This is a genomic window from Mycobacterium sp. 050128 (assembly GCF_036409155.1).
In the GTDB taxonomy this organism is placed as follows: Bacteria; Actinomycetota; Actinomycetes; order Mycobacteriales; family Mycobacteriaceae; genus Mycobacterium.
Window position 1 is genome coordinate 3,529,641 of record NZ_JAZGLW010000001.1, and the last position, 17,246, is coordinate 3,546,886.

Annotated in this window: 6 protein-coding genes; 4 read left to right on the plus strand and 2 right to left on the minus strand. The window is 68.4% G+C overall.

The features are described 5' to 3' along the window. Positions 1-238 precede the first annotated feature (238 nt). Entirely contained in the window at positions 239-11,212 is a 10,974-nt protein-coding gene (locus SKC41_RS16915; protein ID WP_442931634.1) for a type I polyketide synthase, read from the plus strand. A gap of 134 nt (positions 11,213-11,346) precedes the next feature. Here SKC41_RS16915 and SKC41_RS16920 read toward each other — a convergent pair whose 3' ends face one another. Together SKC41_RS16920 and SKC41_RS16925 are read right to left on the minus strand one after the other, a co-directional pair. After that, positions 11,347-12,465: an acyl-CoA dehydrogenase family protein gene (locus SKC41_RS16920; RefSeq protein WP_330978621.1), complete on the minus strand. Its 1,119-nt coding sequence runs from the start codon at positions 12,463-12,465 to the stop codon at positions 11,347-11,349. A gap of 7 nt (positions 12,466-12,472) precedes the next feature. Beyond that, on the minus strand, positions 12,473-13,633 hold the full coding sequence (locus tag SKC41_RS16925; RefSeq protein ID WP_330978622.1) for an acyl-CoA dehydrogenase family protein: 1,161 nt from the start codon (positions 13,631-13,633) through the stop codon (positions 12,473-12,475). Positions 13,634-13,830: 197 nt separating this feature from the next. Here SKC41_RS16925 and SKC41_RS16930 point away from each other — a divergent pair, with 197 nt between their 5' ends. Genes SKC41_RS16930 through holA form a run of 3 tightly spaced genes read left to right on the plus strand, consistent with a single transcriptional unit; the run spans position 13,831 to position 17,238 of the window. Further along, the gene (locus SKC41_RS16930) at positions 13,831-14,673 is read left to right on the plus strand and encodes a ComEA family DNA-binding protein (RefSeq protein WP_330978623.1); all 843 of its coding nucleotides are present in this window, start codon (positions 13,831-13,833) and stop codon (positions 14,671-14,673) included. Continuing rightward, positions 14,666-16,273: a ComEC/Rec2 family competence protein gene (locus SKC41_RS16935; protein ID WP_330978624.1), complete on the plus strand. Its 1,608-nt coding sequence runs from the start codon at positions 14,666-14,668 to the stop codon at positions 16,271-16,273. The genes SKC41_RS16930 and SKC41_RS16935 overlap by 8 nt, the downstream gene beginning before the upstream one ends. A 14-nt stretch (positions 16,274-16,287) precedes the next feature. Continuing rightward, a complete protein-coding gene (gene holA, locus SKC41_RS16940; protein WP_330978934.1) occupies positions 16,288-17,238 on the plus strand; it encodes a DNA polymerase III subunit delta in 951 nt (316 codons plus the stop codon). Positions 17,239-17,246 lie beyond the last annotated feature (8 nt).

The following is a 17,246-nucleotide window of genomic DNA, read 5'->3' on the forward strand; positions in this document are numbered from 1 at the left end:
CGGCGATCGCCTCCGCAGATACGCGTGCGCCACGGCTTACACTCACACACGGATCCGGCGTGCGGTTGTGATGATCGGACGGCCGGGCGGGAGACGCTGAGCGGCGGACACAGTGGCTGTCGTTGCGCGGTGCGGGTGCTGCAATTGCAGTGCTGGCCTTCGGAAATGACTCTGAAGCGCATCCGGGCCGCTCGTGGGGATTTAGTCTTCATCCGCCAACGCAGGGGAGGTCAAGGAAATGGCATCCGTCGAAGAGCTGGACGAGCCGGCTTCGGGTTTTGCGATCGTCGGCTACGCCGCTCGTTTTCCGGGTGCCGCGGATGCGGATGAGTTCTGGGATGTGTTGCGGCAAGGCCGGGATGCGATATCCGAGGTGCCGCGGGACCGCTGGGACGTCGACGAATTCTACGACCCGGAACCCGGCGCACCAGGCAAGGTCGTGACCCGTCGCGCGGGATTCGTCGATGACGTGACGGGCTTCGACGCGCCGTTTTTCGGTATGTCGACGCGCGAGGTCAGATTGATGGACCCGCAGCACCGGATCTTGCTGGAGACGGCATGGCGTGCGGTGGAGCATTCGGGCACCGCGCCAACAGCCCTGGCAAACAGCAACACTGGCGTCTTCGTCGGTCTGGCCACCCACGACTACCTCGGAATGGCGTCCGACGAGCTGACTTACCCCGAGATCGAGGCCTACATGGCCATCGGTACGTCGAATGCCGCTGCGGCGGGCCGGATCAGCTATCGGCTGGGGCTGCAGGGTCCCGCGGTCGCCGTCGACACGGCGTGCAGCTCGTCGCTGGTGGCAATACATCAGGCGTGCCAAGCGCTGCGCCTCAAAGAATGCGACCTCGCACTGGCCGGGGGAGCGAACGTCCTGCTCACTCCGGCAACGATGATCACGTTCTCCAGCGCTCACATGCTCGCGCCGGACGGCCGGTGCAAGACATTTGACGCGGCCGCCGACGGCTATGTGCGTGGCGAGGGATGCGGCGTCATCGTGATCAAGCGCCTGGGCGACGCGATTCGCGACGGCGACCGGATTCGGGCCGTGATCCGCGGCAGCGCGATCAACCAGGACGGCGCATCGGGTGGACTGACGGTGCCGAACGGCGTTGCCCAGCAGCGGGTCATCGCCGAGGCGCTGAAGCGCGCCGGCCTCGAACCCCGTGACGTCGGGTACTTGGAAGCACATGGGACCGGGACATCGTTGGGCGACCCCATCGAGGCCCAGGCCGCCGGTGCGGTGCTCGGTGCCGGCCGCGAACCCGGCCAACCGCTGCTGATGGGCTCGGTGAAGACGAACATCGGACACCTGGAAGCGGCCGCGGGCATCGCGGGTGTGATCAAAGTCATTCTCTCGCTTGAGAACGAGCTACTGCCACAGCACCTCCACTTTGAGAACCCGTCGCCGCACATTCCCTGGGACCGGCTTGCGGTGCAGGTGGTCAACGAGGCCACCGCCTGGCAGCGCAACGGTCGGCCGCGCATCGCCGGGGTCAGCTCATTTGGATTCGCGGGGACAAACGCTCACGTCATTCTCTCCGAAGCCCCCGTGCCCGCGGCACAACCCCTCGCCGCACCGGTTCCGGTCGAGCAGCCCGGGGACCGACGGTTCAGCCTTCTTCCGCTCTCGGCCCGAACGCCCGCCGCGCTGGTGCGGCTCGCCGGCGAATACCGCAGCTGGTTGAGCACGCACCCGGAGGCCACCCTGGCCGACGTGTGCTTGACCGCGGGCACCGGGCGAGCACACCTGGAGCACCGCGCCGCGTTGGTGGTCAATTCGCGAGAATCCGCGATCGAGCTACTCGGCGCACTCGCCGACGACCGCCCGGCGCCCGGTTTGTTCCGCGGCGAATCCCATGACACCCCGAAGACGGCATGGCTGTTCACTGGTCAAGGCAGCCAATACCCCGGCATGGCCCGGGAGTTGTTCGACACCGAGCCGGTGTTCGCCGAGACGCTGAAACGCTGCGCGGCCGCTGTCGCTTCGATTCTCGAAAAGCCGTTGTTGGAACTTGTTTTCGATATCGACGGCCCCGATAGCGAAGCGATGCTGCGGCAGACCTCTTACGCACAGCCCGCCTTGTTCGCGGTGGAGATGGGCCTGGCCCGCCTTTGGCAGTCGTGGGGCTTCGAGCCGGACGTCGTGCTGGGTCACAGCGTCGGCCAGTATTCGGCGGCCTGCGTCGCGGGCGTGGTCGGTCTCGAGGATGGCGCGGTGCTGATGGCCGAACGCGGCCGCCTCTTCGCAAGCTTGCCCGCCGGCGGCCGGATGGTCGCGGTGTTCACCGCCGCCGAGCGTGTCGAGAACCTGGCCAACGAGTTCCCGAGCCTGTCGGTCGCCGCCTACAACGGTGCGAACACCGTATTGTCCGGGCCCGCAGGGGATCTGGAGCCCGCGGTCGCGGGACTGGCGGCCGACGGTGTCCGGTGCGACTGGCTGGACACCAGCCACGCGTTTCACTCGGCCCTGCTGGACCCGATTCTGGACGAATTCGAGTCGATTGCGGATCGGTTCAATTACGGTGCACCACAACGGATTGTGATTGACAACCGCACCGGCGCCGCGCTCGGCCGCAGCGTGAAGCTCGACGGTGCCTACTGGCGCCGGCACGCACGCCAACCGGTGCAATTCGCCAAGAGCGTGCACACCCTCGCCGGCCTCAACTGCAAGGTGTTGCTCGAGGTCGGCCCACGACCGGTGCTCACCGCTGCAGCGCTGAGCTCCTGGCCCGACCCGGCCACCGCGCCGCGGGCCATCGCATCGCTGCGGCGCAACACCGCCGACCACCGACAGATCACCGAAGCCGTTGCCGAAGCGTATGTTTTGGGCCACCTGCCCGAATTCGCCGCCTTCCGGCGGGCGCACGCGCGCAAACTGGACCTGCCCACCTATCCATTCGAGCGTCGCCAATACTGGTTCCGGGACGACCGGGACCGTCCCGATCCACAACAGCAGCCCGACGTACGGCGTACCGAAGCCGTCCGACTCCTCGAGGAGGGCCGGATCGAGCAGCTCGCGGCGCTGCTCGACGCCGACAGCGACGATAATCAAGCCCTGCGTGTGCTGACCAAGCTTGCGGCACAACACAACCAAGAACGGACCACCCAGTCCATCGCCGACGACCGTTACGAGATCCGCTGGGAGAAAGCACCCGTTGCGCCTTCCCGCGCGCAAGGCGCCGAGGGAGCCAGCTGGCTTCTGATCGGCGAGGATTGCCCGGCGCTTGCGCCGTTGGTCGACGAACTCATCGCACGCGGACAGCAGCACCGGTTCCTCGGATTGCCGACATCCGACGCCGACGAGGAACAGCTTGCCGATACGTTGCGCACTGCGGCGGAGCAGCATTCGCCGCTGCGCATTGTGAACGTTGCGGCGGTGGACGCGGATCTGGGTTTGCAGACCGTGCCGTCGATGCAGTCACTGTTGCGGATGCAACACCGGATCCTGGGCGGAACGCGGCGGCTTTTCCGCGCCGCGGTCACTGCCGACCTGCGCGCCCCCATCTGGCTGGTAACCCGTGGCGCGCAGCGGGTCACCGACGGCGACACCGTGGCGCCGGAGCAGAGCTCGCTGTGGGGGTTCGGGCGAGCGGCGTCGCTGGAACATCCGCAGCTATGGGGCGGACTGGCGGATCTGGCGGAGGGCACCGCCGACGAGTGGGCTCGCTTCATCGGCCACATCTCCGCTGCGCACGACTCGGCGTCGCGCGAAGACCAAGTGGCGCTGCGTGATCAAACCGTCTACGTGCCGCGGCTGGTTCGACGGGAGGGGCAGCCGAGCGGAACTTCGCTGGAAATACGCACCGAGGCAACGTATTTGGTGACAGGCGGGCTGGGTTCGATCGGATTGGAGATCGCCGGCTACCTGGCCGCCCACGGCGCCAAGCATCTCGTCTTGACCAGCCGCCGTTCGCCCGGCGAAGACGTCCAAAAGCGCATCGACGCACTGGCCGCGCAGCATGGCTGCGAGATCCGAGCCGTCGCCGCCGATGTCGCCGACGCGCACGACGTCGCCCGGCTGTTGGCCGGCGTGCAGCCGCCGTTGGCCGGTATCGTCCACGCCGCCGGCGAGATCGGCACCACCCCGCTGAGCAACCTCGATGACGCCGAAGTCGATCGTGTCTTCGCCGGGAAGGTCTGGGGTGCTTGGTATCTGAGCGAGGCAGCGGCTGACCTGCGGCTCGACTTCTTCCTCAGCACGTCGTCGATCGCGTCGGTATGGGGCGGATACGGTCAGAGCGCCTACGGCGCGGCCAACGCGTTCCTCGACGGGATGGCCTGGCGCCTGCGCGAACGAGGCGTCTGGGCGACAAGCGTCAACTTCGGTCCCTGGTCGGCGGGTATGGCCGACGCGGAGTCCCGAGCGCGACTGGATCAGCGCGGAATCCGGGCGCTGTCACCCGCCGATGCGCTTGCGGGGCTGGCCGATGCCGCGGCGTCGTCGTCGGCGCAGGGCGTGGTGGCCCGGATCGACTGGGCCCGCTTCCTGCCGCTCTATGAGCAGGCCGGGCGACGGGCGTTCCTGACGGAATTGGAGCGCGAGGTACCCGACGCGGTGCCGCCCGTGACGCCGTCGGGCAAGACCCAACTCGTCGAGCAACTCACCAACGCCCCACTGCAGCAACGTAAGCGGCTGCTTACCGATTACCTGCGTGACGCGGTCGCCGAGGTGACGCGGGTCGATGTCGCGGAGATCCGCGAGGACGCGGGTTTCTTCGACCTCGGCATGGACTCACTGATGGCCGTGGAATTGCGGCGCCGCATCGAGCACGGAGTGGGCCGGGAGATCCCCATCACCTTGGTGATGGATTACCCGCGGCTGTCCGACGTGGCCGACTACCTGCTCGGCGATGTGCTCGAGCTCAGCGCGCCGGCGGCGGCGCCTCAGCCGGCGGCAGCGGCGACGACGCGCACCGACGAACCGATCGCGATCGTCGCGGTGTCGTGCCGATTCCCCGGCGCGCCCGACCCGGAAGCCTTCTGGGAGCTGCTGTCCGGCGGTGTCGATGCGATCCGGGAAGTCCCGGAGGACCGCTTCGACATCGACGAGTTCTATGACCCGGACCCCGAGGCGCCGGGCAAGACCTACACACGCTTCGGCGGATTCCTGGACGGGATCGACGGATTCGATCCGGAATTCTTCGGCATCTCGCCGCGCGAGGCGGTGTGGATCGAGCCGCAGCAGCGGCTGATGCTCGAAACCGCATGGGAGGGGCTGGAACGCGCCGGGTACTCGCCGGGTGCGCTGCGCGGCAGCCGAACCGGCATCTTCGCAGGGGTGGCCGCCAACGAGTATGCGCACCTGCTGTCCGCGGAGCCGATCGACAAGATCGAGCCCTACTTCATCACCGGGAATGCGCTCAATGCCATTTCCGGTCGGGTCGCCTTCGCGCTCGGGCTCGAAGGGCCGGCGGTGGCAATCGATACCGCGTGCAGTTCGGCCCTGGTGGCCGTCCATCAGGCGTGCCAGGCATTGCATTCCGGTGACTGCGACCTCGCGTTGGCCGGCGGGGTGAACGTGCTGCTGTCTCCGGTGACCGTCATTGCGGCCTCGCGCGCCCGGATGCTGTCGCCGGTTGGCCGATGCAAGACCTTCGACGCCTCGGCCGACGGTTACGTGCGTAGCGAAGGCTGCGGAATTCTGGTGCTCAAGAGGCTGAGCGATGCGGAGCGCGACGGCGATCGGGTCCTCGCCGTCATTGCGGGCAGCGCGGTCAATCAGGATGGTGCCTCGAGTGGTCTGACGGTGCCCAATGGTGGTGCGCAGCAACGACTCATCGGAGCGGCGCTGAGCCGCGCCGGTCTGGCGGGCGGGGACGTCGACTACCTCGAGGCGCACGGAACCGGTACCCCGTTGGGTGATCCGATCGAGGTGCAGGCGGCCGCGGCCGCGTACGGAGGGTCGCGTACCGCGGACCGGCCATTGCTGATGGGATCGGTGAAGACCAACATCGGACACACCGAGTCGGCATCGGGCGCGGCGGGTCTGATCAAGGTCGTGTTGTCGCTTCAGCACGAATTACTGCCGCAGAGCCTGCATTTCGACACACCGTCGCCGCATATCCCGTGGGACTCGCTGCCGGTGCGGGTGGTGGGCGAGTCGACCCCTTGGCAGGCCAACGGCAGACCGCGGCGCGCCGGGGTGAGCTCCTTCGGGTTCACCGGCACCAACGCACACGTACTGATCGAGGAGGCGCCCGCCCGCACGGGATCGCCCGCCTCAGATCCGTCGGACTCGGCGGACGATGTCGCGGCCGTCGACACCAGCGAGGTCAATGTGCTCGCGCTGTCCGCCCGATCACCGGAAGCGCTGGTGGCATTGGCGCAACGCTACGAGGCCTGGCTGAGCGCACACCCGGATGTGGACCTCGCCGACGTGTGCCGTACCGCAGGCACGGGCCGTTCGCATTTCGAGCACCGCGCCGCGCTGGTCGTCGATTCGGTCGAGGCCGCGCGTGCGGGCCTTGCCGAACTGGCCGAGAACCGCCTGCGGCCCGGCGTGGTCCGGGGTGAGCACACCCACCACCCGACGACGGCGTGGTTGTTCACCGGGCAAGGCAGCCAGTATCCCGGCATGGCACGTGAATTATTCGACACCGAACCGGTTTTCGCCGACACCGTGACACGCTGTGCGGACGCGGTCAAGGACATGCTGCCGCGGCCGTTGCTGGAGGTGTTGTTCGCCACCGACCGGGAACTCGGAGAAGCGGTGCGACACACATCGTTTGCCCAGCCGGCACTGTTCGCCATCGAGATGGGCCTGGCGCGGCTGTGGCAGTCGTGGGGCATCGAGCCCGACGTGGTGCTGGGGCATAGCGTGGGCCAGTATGCGGCGGCCTGTGTGGCCGGCGTATTCAGCCTCGAGGACGGTGCTCGGCTGATGGCCGAGCGCGGCCGGATGTTCGGCAGCCTGCCCGAAGGCGGGCGAATGGTGGCGGTGTTCACCGACGCCAAACAGGTCGAGCAAATCGCCAGTGAGTTCCCGCGCGTGTCGGTCGGCGCCTACAACGGACCCAACACGGTGCTCTCGGGTCCGGGCGACGACCTCGAACAGATCGTCGCCAAGTTCGGTGACGAGGGGGTCCGCTGCACTTGGCTCGACACCAGCCACGCCTTCCACTCCGAACTGCTGGATCCCGTGCTCGACGAATTCGAGTTGTACGCAGCACAATTGGAGTTCGCAGCGCCGACGTTGCCGTTGGTGTGCAACCGCACGGGCGCCGTGCTCACGGCCCAGACCCCGCTCGATGCCCAGTACTGGCGGCGGCATTCCCGCCAGCCGGTGCAGTTCGCCGAAAGTGTGCGCACCGTGGCGGCGCTCGGCTGCTCGGTGGTGATGGAGATCGGCCCGCAACCGGTGTTGACCGCGGCTGCGGTGCAGGTCTGGCCGGAGCACCTGGCGGCCCCGCGCGCGATCGTCTCGCTGCGTAAGGGCGTGGGTGATCGGCGCCAGATCGCTGACGCGCTGGCCGCGGCGTACATCGGCGGGCACCTACCCGATTTCGCTGCGCTGCATCGTCAGACCGGTCGCCGACTCGAGCTGCCCACCTATCCGTTCCAGCGCCGCCGGTTCTGGCCCAAGTCGTCCGGAATCGCCATCGACGGACCGGCGGTGTCCGGAATCCTGGGCAGTGCAAAAGATCTCGCCTCCGGAGACTCCGTCTACACCAGCAGATTGTCGGTCAAATCTCAGCCGTGGCTTTGCGACCACGTCATCTACGGCACCGTCGTCGTCCCCGGGGCGACGTATGCCGCGATGGCCTTGGCCGCGGTCGGTACCCCGGCCCGGGCGAAGGACGTCTTCTTCTACGAGCCGATCATCTTGCCCGAGAAGAGCTCTCGTGAGGTCCAGCTGACATTGCACCCGCAGGAGGACGGCGACGGGTGGAAATTCCAGGTCCACAGCCGATCGTACGGTGAACGCGGCGCCGAATGGTCGTTGAACGCCGAAGGCACTGTGATCGCCGGCGCCGACGGTGAGCCGGAATCCGAAGACGATCCGGTCGACGAAGCGCTCGAGCGGCTGAACCGGATGCGGCCACAAGAGTTGTTCGAGACCTTCGCCGACCTGGAATTGGCCTGGGGCCCGACCTGGTCCGGTTCGCTGAAGTCGCTGTGGCTCGGTGAGGGCGAGGCGATCGGCGACATCGTCGTCGGCGAAGAGCTCGCCGAGCAACTCGGCGCCGAGCCGATGCACCCGGTGCTGATGGACCTGTGCACCGGCGTCGCTTTCCCGGCGTTCCCGGCACTTCTCGCGGCCGAACAGGGTGTCAACGATCTGTTCCTGCCGCTGCGGTATGGGCAGGTGACGCTGCGGGAGAAGATGCCGCGGCGGTTCTACTGCCGGGCGAAGTGGCACGCCAGCGCGCTGGACAGCGAAACCCAGGTATTCGATCTCGAGTACCTCGATCGAGATGGCCGGCACCTGGGCGGAATTCGCGAGTTCACGGTCAAACGGGCACCGCGGGAGGCCTTGCTGCGCGGCCTCGGCGGCGATGCCACCCGGCTGCTGTACACCCTCGGCTGGCACGAGGTACCGCTGCCGGCATCGAGCGACGATGCCAGCGGCGTCAGCGGCACCTGGCTGATCGCCGGATTCGACGAACTGGCGACCAATGTTGCGGGCTGCATCCGCTTCGACCGCAATACCGATCCGGAGCTGTTGGGTGAGCTGTTGGCACAGGCCCAAGAGCGTGGTCTGCCGTTCGCGGGCGTTGTCTGGCGCAGCGCCGGCCCGAATGGGACGGAGTCGAGCACCGACGGCGCCGCGCGGGTCGAGACCGAGATCGCCCACCTGCTCAGCGCCGTGCACACCGTGCAACGCGGCGAGGTGAAACTGCCCGGCGGACTGTGGATCACGACCGAACGGGGCGTGGCCACCGAATCCGGCGAGCCGGTTGATCCGGTGCAGGCGGCGCTGTGGGGCTTCGGGCGCACCACGATCAACGAGGAACCGGCTCTGCGCTGCAAGCTCGTCGACTGTGACGGATCCGAGGAAGCCGTGCAAGCGTTGGCCGGTCTGTTGGCCACACCGGGCTCGTCCCTCGAGGAGCATGAGCTCGCTTTGCGACAAGGGAAGCTGCTGGTCTCTCGGTTGTTGCCATGGTCGCGCAGCGGTCATCTCACGGTGCCTCGCTCGTCCGACTACGTCCTGGCGCCCACCGAACGCGGCGCAATCGACAACCTGCGGCTGACCGAGGCGGAGGTCCCGGCGCCGGACGAGGGCTATGTGCAAGTTCGGGTGGAGGCCGCCGGCCTCAACTTCCGGGATGTGCTCAACGTCCTCGGCCTCTACCCCGGAGATCCGGGACCGATCGGTGGCGACTTCGCCGGAACCGTCACCCAATTGGGCAGCGGCGTCATCGGACTCGAGCTGGGCCAGCGTGTCTACGGCTTCATGCAGGGCGCGTTCGCCAGCCGGTTCAATGTGCCGGCCCAGTTGCTGGCGCCGATTCCAGACGGAGTGGGGGCGGTGGCCGCGGCGACCATTCCCGCTGCGGCATTGACGGTCCGGCTCGCGTTCGACTGGGCGCAGGTGCAGCCCGGCGATCGGGTGCTCATCCACGCCGCCAGTGGTGGCGTCGGCCTGGCCGCGATCCAGCTGGCACAGCAGTGCGGTGCCACGGTCTTCGCCACCGCCAGCACCTACAAGCGCGCGACGCTGCGCAAGCTGGGTGTGGAGTACGTGTACGACTCGCGCACTACGGATTTCGCCGACCAGATCCTCGCGGACACCGACGGTGCCGGTGTCGACGTGGTGCTCAACAGCTTGACGAACGAAGGATTCCTCGAGGCGACCGTGCGGGCAACCGCCCAGAATGGCCGGTTCGCCGAGATCGCCAAGCGCGACATCTGGACACCCGAGCAGATGGCGGAGGTCCGCCCCGACATCGCCTACGAGATCGTGGCGCTGGACACGGTGACCTTCCAGGAGCCCGAGCGTATTCGTGGCTTGTTGACCGAGGTTTCGGAGGGACTGGGCAAGGGTGAATGGGCGCCACTGCCCGCCGAGATCTACCCGCTCACCGAGGCGAGGGCCGCGTTCCGGCGCATGCAGCAGGCCCGGCACATCGGAAAGATCGTGGTGCAGATGCCGATTCCGCTTCAGCCACGTTCGGATCGGAGCTACTTGATCACCGGCGGACTCGGAGCGATCGGCCTGCACACGGCGTCGTATCTGGCCCAACTCGGTGCCGGTGACATCGTGTTGACCAGCCGACGCGAACCCGATGCGGACGTACAACGCGCAATCGAGGAGATCACCGAGCGCTTCAAATGCCGCGTCCACGTCTTCGCGGCCGACGTCAGCGACGAGTCCGAGGTTGAGAAGCTGCTGGAGCAAATCCGCGCGGAACTGCCGCCGCTCGCGGGTGTAGTGCATCTGGCCGGGGTGCTCGACGACGCGCTGCTGTCTGCGCAGAGCCTAGAGCGATTCCGGACGACATTGGCGCCCAAGGCGTTCGGTGCCTGCCACTTGGACAGGCTGACGAAGGACGACGAGCTGGACTTCTTCATCGTGTCCTCCTCGGTGTCCAGTTTGTTCGGGTCGCCCGGTCAGTCCAACTACGCGACGGCCAACGCGTTGCTCGACGGTCTGGTCGCGCAACGAAGGGCGCAAGGCCTGCCCGCCACGGGTGTCAACTTCGGGCCCTGGGCCCAGGGCGGCATGGCCTCATCGGAGGCCGCAATCGCGAATATCACTGCGCAAGGCCTGATTCCGCTGGAGCCCTCGGCGGCGCTGGGCGCGCTGGCCGAGGTCGTCGCGAACGGTACCGGCCAGGCCACCGTCCTCAAAGCCAACTGGCAGCGTGCCGCGAAGGTGCTGGGCAGTTCGCGTCCACCGATTCTCGACCTCGTATTGCCCAGTGCCGTCGGGGAAGTCATCGGTGACAGTGAGCTGCTCAAGCAGCTGATGGAGATACCCGTGCCGCAGCGCGCGGCCTTCGTGACCGAGTTCCTGCAACGCGAGGTGCAACACTTCCTGCGGCTTGCGCAGCCGCCGGCGGCGAGCAGTCGGTTCCTGGACCTGGGCACGGATTCGCTGATGGCGATAGAACTGCGCAACCGATTGCACAGTCAGTTCGGCGGCAAGTTCACGATTAACGCCACCGCGGTTTTCGACTATCCGACCATCGGCGGGCTCGCCGAGTACCTGGTGGCTCAGCTGCCCGACGCGGAATCGGTCGTGGTGCCGGAGGCGAGTTGAGTCAGCGCCCGGGGCTGCGCGGCGCGGGTCAGTCGCCGACATCGAGTCCGTCGACGACCGTGACCGGCCGAACCCGCACCACCAGTTCGCCGGCCGAGGAGTTACGCCCACTCAGTCGGACAGCTGCGCCATCACTAGAGCCGGGCTAGGTCGTACTCGCCGAGGTGGTCGATCAGGTTGTGCACGTGATCGCCCGAGGTGCCCAGGGTGTGCTCGATGGCGGTGAGCCGAGCGGCGTAGTGGCTCACCGGATATTCGGCGGTCACCCCGATTCCACCGTGCATCTGGATCGACTCCTGCGCGATGTGCCGGCCCGACCGGCCGATCTGCACCTTGGCCCGCGACGCGACCAGCGGGTCGAGGTTGCCGTCGGCGATCGACATCGCCGCGTACAGGCTCATACTGCGTGCCATCTCGAGCGAGACGTACATGTCGGCGGCTCGCTGCGTAAGCGTCTGGAACTTGTTGAGCGTGACGCCGAACTGCTTGCGGGTCTTGAGGTAATCGGTGGTCAGCCGCAGCGCTTCCTCCATCGCCCCGACCGCCTCGGCGCACAGCGCCGACTGGATGCGAACGAGGGCACCGCTGATGGCACCCGACGCGTCGACCGCATCGCCCAACGGCTCGGCGGCCGCGCCGTCCAAATCGAGTTGCGCGCCGCGTTGACCGTCGAAGGTCCGGAACCGATGACGGGTGACAGAGGTGTTGTCGGAGCCGGCGTCGACCAGGAACAGGCCGGTGCCGCCGTCCGGCAATGCGGCGCTGACCACCAAGGCATCGGCGCAGTCACCGGCAAGAACCGGGTTCTTGCGGCCGGTCAACGTCCACGAATCACCTTGCCGCGCAGCCTGAGTCGTGACCGTTGTGGTCGGCTTGCGATGCCCCGGCTCCAGGTGGGCGAAGGCCAGCAGCCGTTGGCCCGCCGCGACGTCGTCGAGTTGCTCTTTCTGCGCGTCGGTGCCCAGCTCCGCGATCAGCGCACCCGGCGCCAGCGCGGCGTGCAGGATCGGTTCGGGGGCCAACCGGCGCCCGGCCTCGGTGAGCACGACCATGATCTCGATCTGGCCGGCCTCGTCCGGGTCGAAGCCCAGGCCGAGGATCCCGGTGTCGGCAAGCTGACTCCACACCTCGCGGCTCCAACCGAGATCAGAGCCGATCACCTTGATGCGGCTCTCCGGGTCGTAGCTGCGGGACAGCAGCTCGCGGGTCGTGTCGCGCAGCAGGCCCTGCTCGTCGGTCAACTGAAAGTCCATGGCTGCCTCACAATCCCAGAATGGTGGACGCGATGATGTTGCGCTGTACCTCGCTACTGCCGCCATAGATCGTCGTCTTGCGGTAGTTGAGGTAGCGCGGCGCACTGTGTTGCGCCCAGTCCGGAGACGCGATGCCGTCCCCGTCGGCGGGCAGCGCGTCCGGGCCGGCGACCTCGACAAGGAGCTCGGTGGCGGTCTGCTGCAACTGACTGCCGCGCAGCTTGAGCACCGACGACGCCGGGTTAGGCTGGCCGTCCGCGGAATCCGTCACCACTCGCGACTGCGTGAGTTCCAGTGCCAGCAGCTCGTTTTCGGCCTCGGCCAACCGGGCCGCGAACAGCGGATCGGCGATGATGCCGGTTTCGGTGGCGAACTTCTTCACCTCGGCGAGGCGCACTTTTGTCCGCCCGACGCCGGCGATGCCGGTGCGCTCGTTGCCCAGCAGGAACTTCGCGTAGGTCCAGCCTTTATTCTCTTCTCCGACAAGCTGATTGGCGGGCACCCGGACGTCTTCGAAGAACAACTCGTTGACCTCGTGGCCGCCGTCGATCGTCTTGATGGGCCGTACGGTGATGCCCGGCGTCTTCATGTCGAAGAGCAGGAACGAGATGCCGGCCTGGCGCTTGGGCGCCTGCGGGTCGGTGCGGACCAGGCAGAAGATCCAGTCGGCGTACTGGCCGAGCGTGGTCCAGGTCTTCTGCCCGTTGACGACGTAGCTGTCGCCGTCGCGCACCGCGGTGGTGCGCAGCGACGCGAGGTCGGAGCCGGCTTCGGGTTCGGAAAAGCCCTGGCACCACCAGATGTCGAGGCTGGCCGTCGGCGGCAGGAAGCGCTCTTTGATCTCCTGAGACCCGAATTCGGCGATCACCGGGCCCACCATCTTGGTGTTGAAGTTCAGCGGCTCCGGGACACACGCCAGCTGCATCTCGTCGGCCCAGATCTGGTGCTGGGTCGGCGTCCAGTCCTTGCCGCCCCACTCGACCGGCCAGCTCGGTACCGCCAGACCGTGCTCGTGCAGGATCTTGTGGCTGGTGACCACGTCGTCGTGCACCACCTCCGCCGAGCCCTGGCGTACCCGGTCGCGTGTCTCTTGCGGGATCTTGGTCGTGAAAACGGTGCGGAGCTCGTCGCGGAACGCGGCTTCCTCCGGCGTCAGCGCCAGTTGCATGCAGACTCCTTTGCCTGGATTGAGCGTGGTGACCGCTATTGCGACGGATGTGCGCCCCCGTCCGGTCGTGCGCTCCGAGTTCCATCTTGACCCATCCCTCGCTGTGCTTGTGCACAGCCTCCGGTTAATCCACAGCGAGCGGTCGAGACGGCGCCGGGCGCAACCGTGGTGGCGGTCGGCGCACCTACCGTCGGCGCATGCGAACAGAACTTCCCGCCGAACGGCTGCACCGACGCCTCGGGGCCGACCCGGATATCGATTCGGAGGGCGAGCAGCCGGGCCAGGACGAACCGGACGAGGATCAGAACTCGTTGCTGCCGCGTTGGCTTCCCGACGCAGCAGACGGTGGGAACTGGCGGGCCCGGCTGCGTTCCGATCCGGGCCGCGCGGGCGGTCTCGCGTTGGCTGTGATCGCTGCCCTGGCCGTCCTGATCACGATATTCACGCTGGTCCGCGACCATCCCGCGCCGGTGATGTCCGCAAAACTGCCTCCGGTCGAGAAGGCGTCCACGGCAAGCCCTAAGTCCTCGGCGACTCCTGGTCCCGATCGGCCGGTGGTGGTCAGCGTGGTGGGCCTGGTGCACAAGCCGGGCCTGGTGACGTTGACGCCGGGCGCGCGGATCGCCGACGCGTTGCAGGCCGCCGGCGGTGCGATGGACGGCGCCGACACCATCGGCTTGAACATGGCCCGCCCGCTCGGTGATGGTGAGCAGATTGTGGTCGGGCTGGCACCGCTGTCCGGGCAGCCGACCGCGCTGGGGAGCTCCGTGACGCCCGGCTCGTCGCCGTCCGCCAAGACGCCGCCGCCGACGGGGTCGGTCAAGGCATCCGCGCGGCCGAAGCCGGGCGAGGTGCTCGACCTGAATACCGCGACCGTGCAGCAGCTGGACGACCTGCCCGGGGTCGGGCCGGTCACCGCCGCCGCGATCGTGAGCTGGCGGCAGGCCAACGGCAAGTTCACCAACGTCGATCAGCTCGCCGACGTCGACGGCATCGGGCCGTCGCGGCTGGACAAGCTGCGCGCCCTGGTTCGTGTCTGACGCGCCGCGGGCGCTGTCGCAGCTCGCCCGCCTCGATGTGCGGCTGGTCCCCGCCGCACTCACCGGCTGGATCGTCACCGCCTCGGGCATCGTGTGGCCGGTTGGCCGCGTGCTGGCCTGGTGCTGCGCCGCGTTGGTCGCCGCGGCCGCAACGCTGTCCTGGCATGCGGCGCGACGGGCCGCCCGACCCCGGCGGCTGCGGGCCGTCACGGCCGGTCTGGTGGCGATCGGAGTGGTCGGCGCGGGATTCGGGTTCGCGATCGGACTGCGCGCCGACGCGGTGGCTCGGCATCCGATCACCGCGGCGTTCGGGACGGTCGCCGCGGTGACGGTGACGCCCAGCGAGAGCGCGCTGGCGCTGGGCGCGGGCCGGCTGATGTTTCGCGCCACCCTGCAACGGCTGCGCGACGACGAGATATCCGGGCGGGTCATCGTTTTCGCGCGGGCGTCGGACTTCGACGTGATGGTGGGCCAACCGTTGGCGTTCTCGGCGCGGATTAGCCGCCCCACCCGCCACGACCTGACCGTCGCGGTGCTCAACGCGGCGGGCCGGCCCGTCCCGGGCCGGGCGGGGGCGGTGCAGCGGGCCGCGCACGTGGTGCGCGACCGCTTTGCCGCCACCGCGCACGAAGTGCTGCCCGCCGCGCAGGCGGCGATGCTGCCGGCGCTGGTCCTGGGCGACACCTCGGCGCTCACCGCGGATACCGGCCGCGAATTCCGGGCGGCCGGCATGACGCACCTGACGGCCGTCTCGGGAGCCAACGTCACGATCGTGTGCGCCGCGGTGCTGTTCTCTGCCCGGCTCTTCGGTCCGCGGGCGGCCGTGCTGCTCGCCGGTGTGGCATTGGTGGCGTTCGTGATCGTCGTCCAACCGACCGCCAGCGTGTTGCGGGCAGCGGTGATGGGCGCCATCGCGCTGGCGGGGACGCTGACCGCACGCCGGCGGCAAGCGATTCCGGCGCTGTCGGCCACGGTGCTGCTATTGCTTGCCATCGCTCCCCAGCTCGCTGTCGACGCCGGTTTCGCGCTGTCGGTGCTGGCGACGGGCGCGCTGGTGGTCATCGCGCCGGTCTGGTCGCGTCGCCTGGCGGCCAAGGGCTGCCCTAAACCGCTCGCGGATGGGCTCGCGGTCGCGGTGGCGGCGCAGCTGGTCACCGCGCCCCTGGTTGCCGGCATCTCGGGACGGTTCAGCGTGGTGGCCGTCGCCGCCAATCTGGCCGCCGCGCCGGTCATCGCGCTCATCACCGTGCTCGGCAGCGCGGCGGCCGTCATGTGCGTGCTCTGGCTGCCGGGGGCACAGCTGCTGATGCGTTTCACCGGCCCGGAGGTGTGGTGGGTGTCGAAGGTGGCGCACATCGCGGCCGGTGCGCCCGCGGCCACCGTGCCGGTACCCGACGGCCTGGCCGGCGTGCTGCTGGTTTGCTGTGCCACCGCGCTGCTACTCACGCTCGCGGTGCTGCTGTGGCGACGGCCCTGGTTTCGCGCGTCGACCCGGGTGGCCGGGCTGGTCGCGGTGCTATGTGTGCTGGCCTGGTCGGCGTCCGAGCTGCTGGATCCCCGAGCGGATTGGTCGGCCCTTCGTGACACCATCGTGGGGTGAGTGAGGCATCGCCGTTGCACTTGGTCCTGGGCGACGAGGAACTACTGGTCGAGCGGGCCGTGGCGGACGTGCTGCGGGCGGCGCGCAAGCGCGCCGGCACCGACGACATCCCCGTCAACCACATGCGGGCCGGCGACGTCAGTACGTTCGAGCTCGCCGAGCTGCTGAGTCCGTCGCTGTTCGCCGACGAACGCGTCGTCGTGCTGGAGGCCGCGGCCGAAGCGGGCAAGGACGCGGTCGCGATGATCGCCGCGGCGGCCGCCGACCTGCCGCCGGCCACGATGCTGGTGGTGGTGCATTCGGGTGGCGGGCGTGCCAAGGCGCTGGCCGACCAGCTGAAGTCGCTGGGCGCCGAGGTCCATCCCTGTGCGCGGATCACCAAGTTGAGCGAACGCACCGACTTCGTCCGCAAGGAGTTCCGCGCGCTGCGAGTCAAGGTCGACGAGGACACGGTCACCGCCCTGTTGGACGCCGTCGGATCCGACGTGCGCGAGCTCGCGTCGGCCTGTTCGCAGCTGGTCGCCGACACCGGCGGACAGGTCGATGAGGCCGCGGTGCGCCGCTATCACAGCGGCAAGGCCGAGGTGAAGGGGTTCGATATCGCGGACAAAGCCGTGGCCGGCGATGTCGCGGGCGCGGCCGAGGCACTGCGGTGGGCGATGATGCGCGGCGAGCCATTGGTGGTGCTGGCCGATGCACTGGCCGAAGCCATCCACACCATCGGGCGGGTCGGTCCGCTCTCCGGCGACCCGTACCGGCTGGCCGGGCAGCTGGGGATGCCGCCCTGGCGGGTGCAGAAGGCTCAGAAGCAGGCCCGGCGCTGGTCGCGCGACAGTGTGGCAACTGCGATGAAAGTGGTCGCCGAACTCAACGCCGACGTCAAGGGAGCCGCCGCGGACGCCGACTACGCGCTGGAATCAGCCGTCCGAAAGGTGGCCGAGCTGGTCGCCGACCGGGGCCGATAGGCCCGGGG

Excerpts from the sequence above, each read along its gene's own strand:
- SKC41_RS16915 (WP_442931634.1), top strand. The coding sequence starts at position 239 with ATGGCATCCGTCGAAGAGCTGGACGAGCCGGCTTCGGGTTTTGCGATC.
- SKC41_RS16920 (WP_330978621.1), bottom strand. The coding sequence starts at position 12,465 with ATGGACTTTCAGTTGACCGACGAGCAGGGCCTGCTGCGCGACACGACC.
- SKC41_RS16925 (WP_330978622.1), bottom strand. The coding sequence starts at position 13,633 with ATGCAACTGGCGCTGACGCCGGAGGAAGCCGCGTTCCGCGACGAGCTC.
- SKC41_RS16930 (WP_330978623.1), top strand. The coding sequence starts at position 13,831 with ATGCGAACAGAACTTCCCGCCGAACGGCTGCACCGACGCCTCGGGGCC.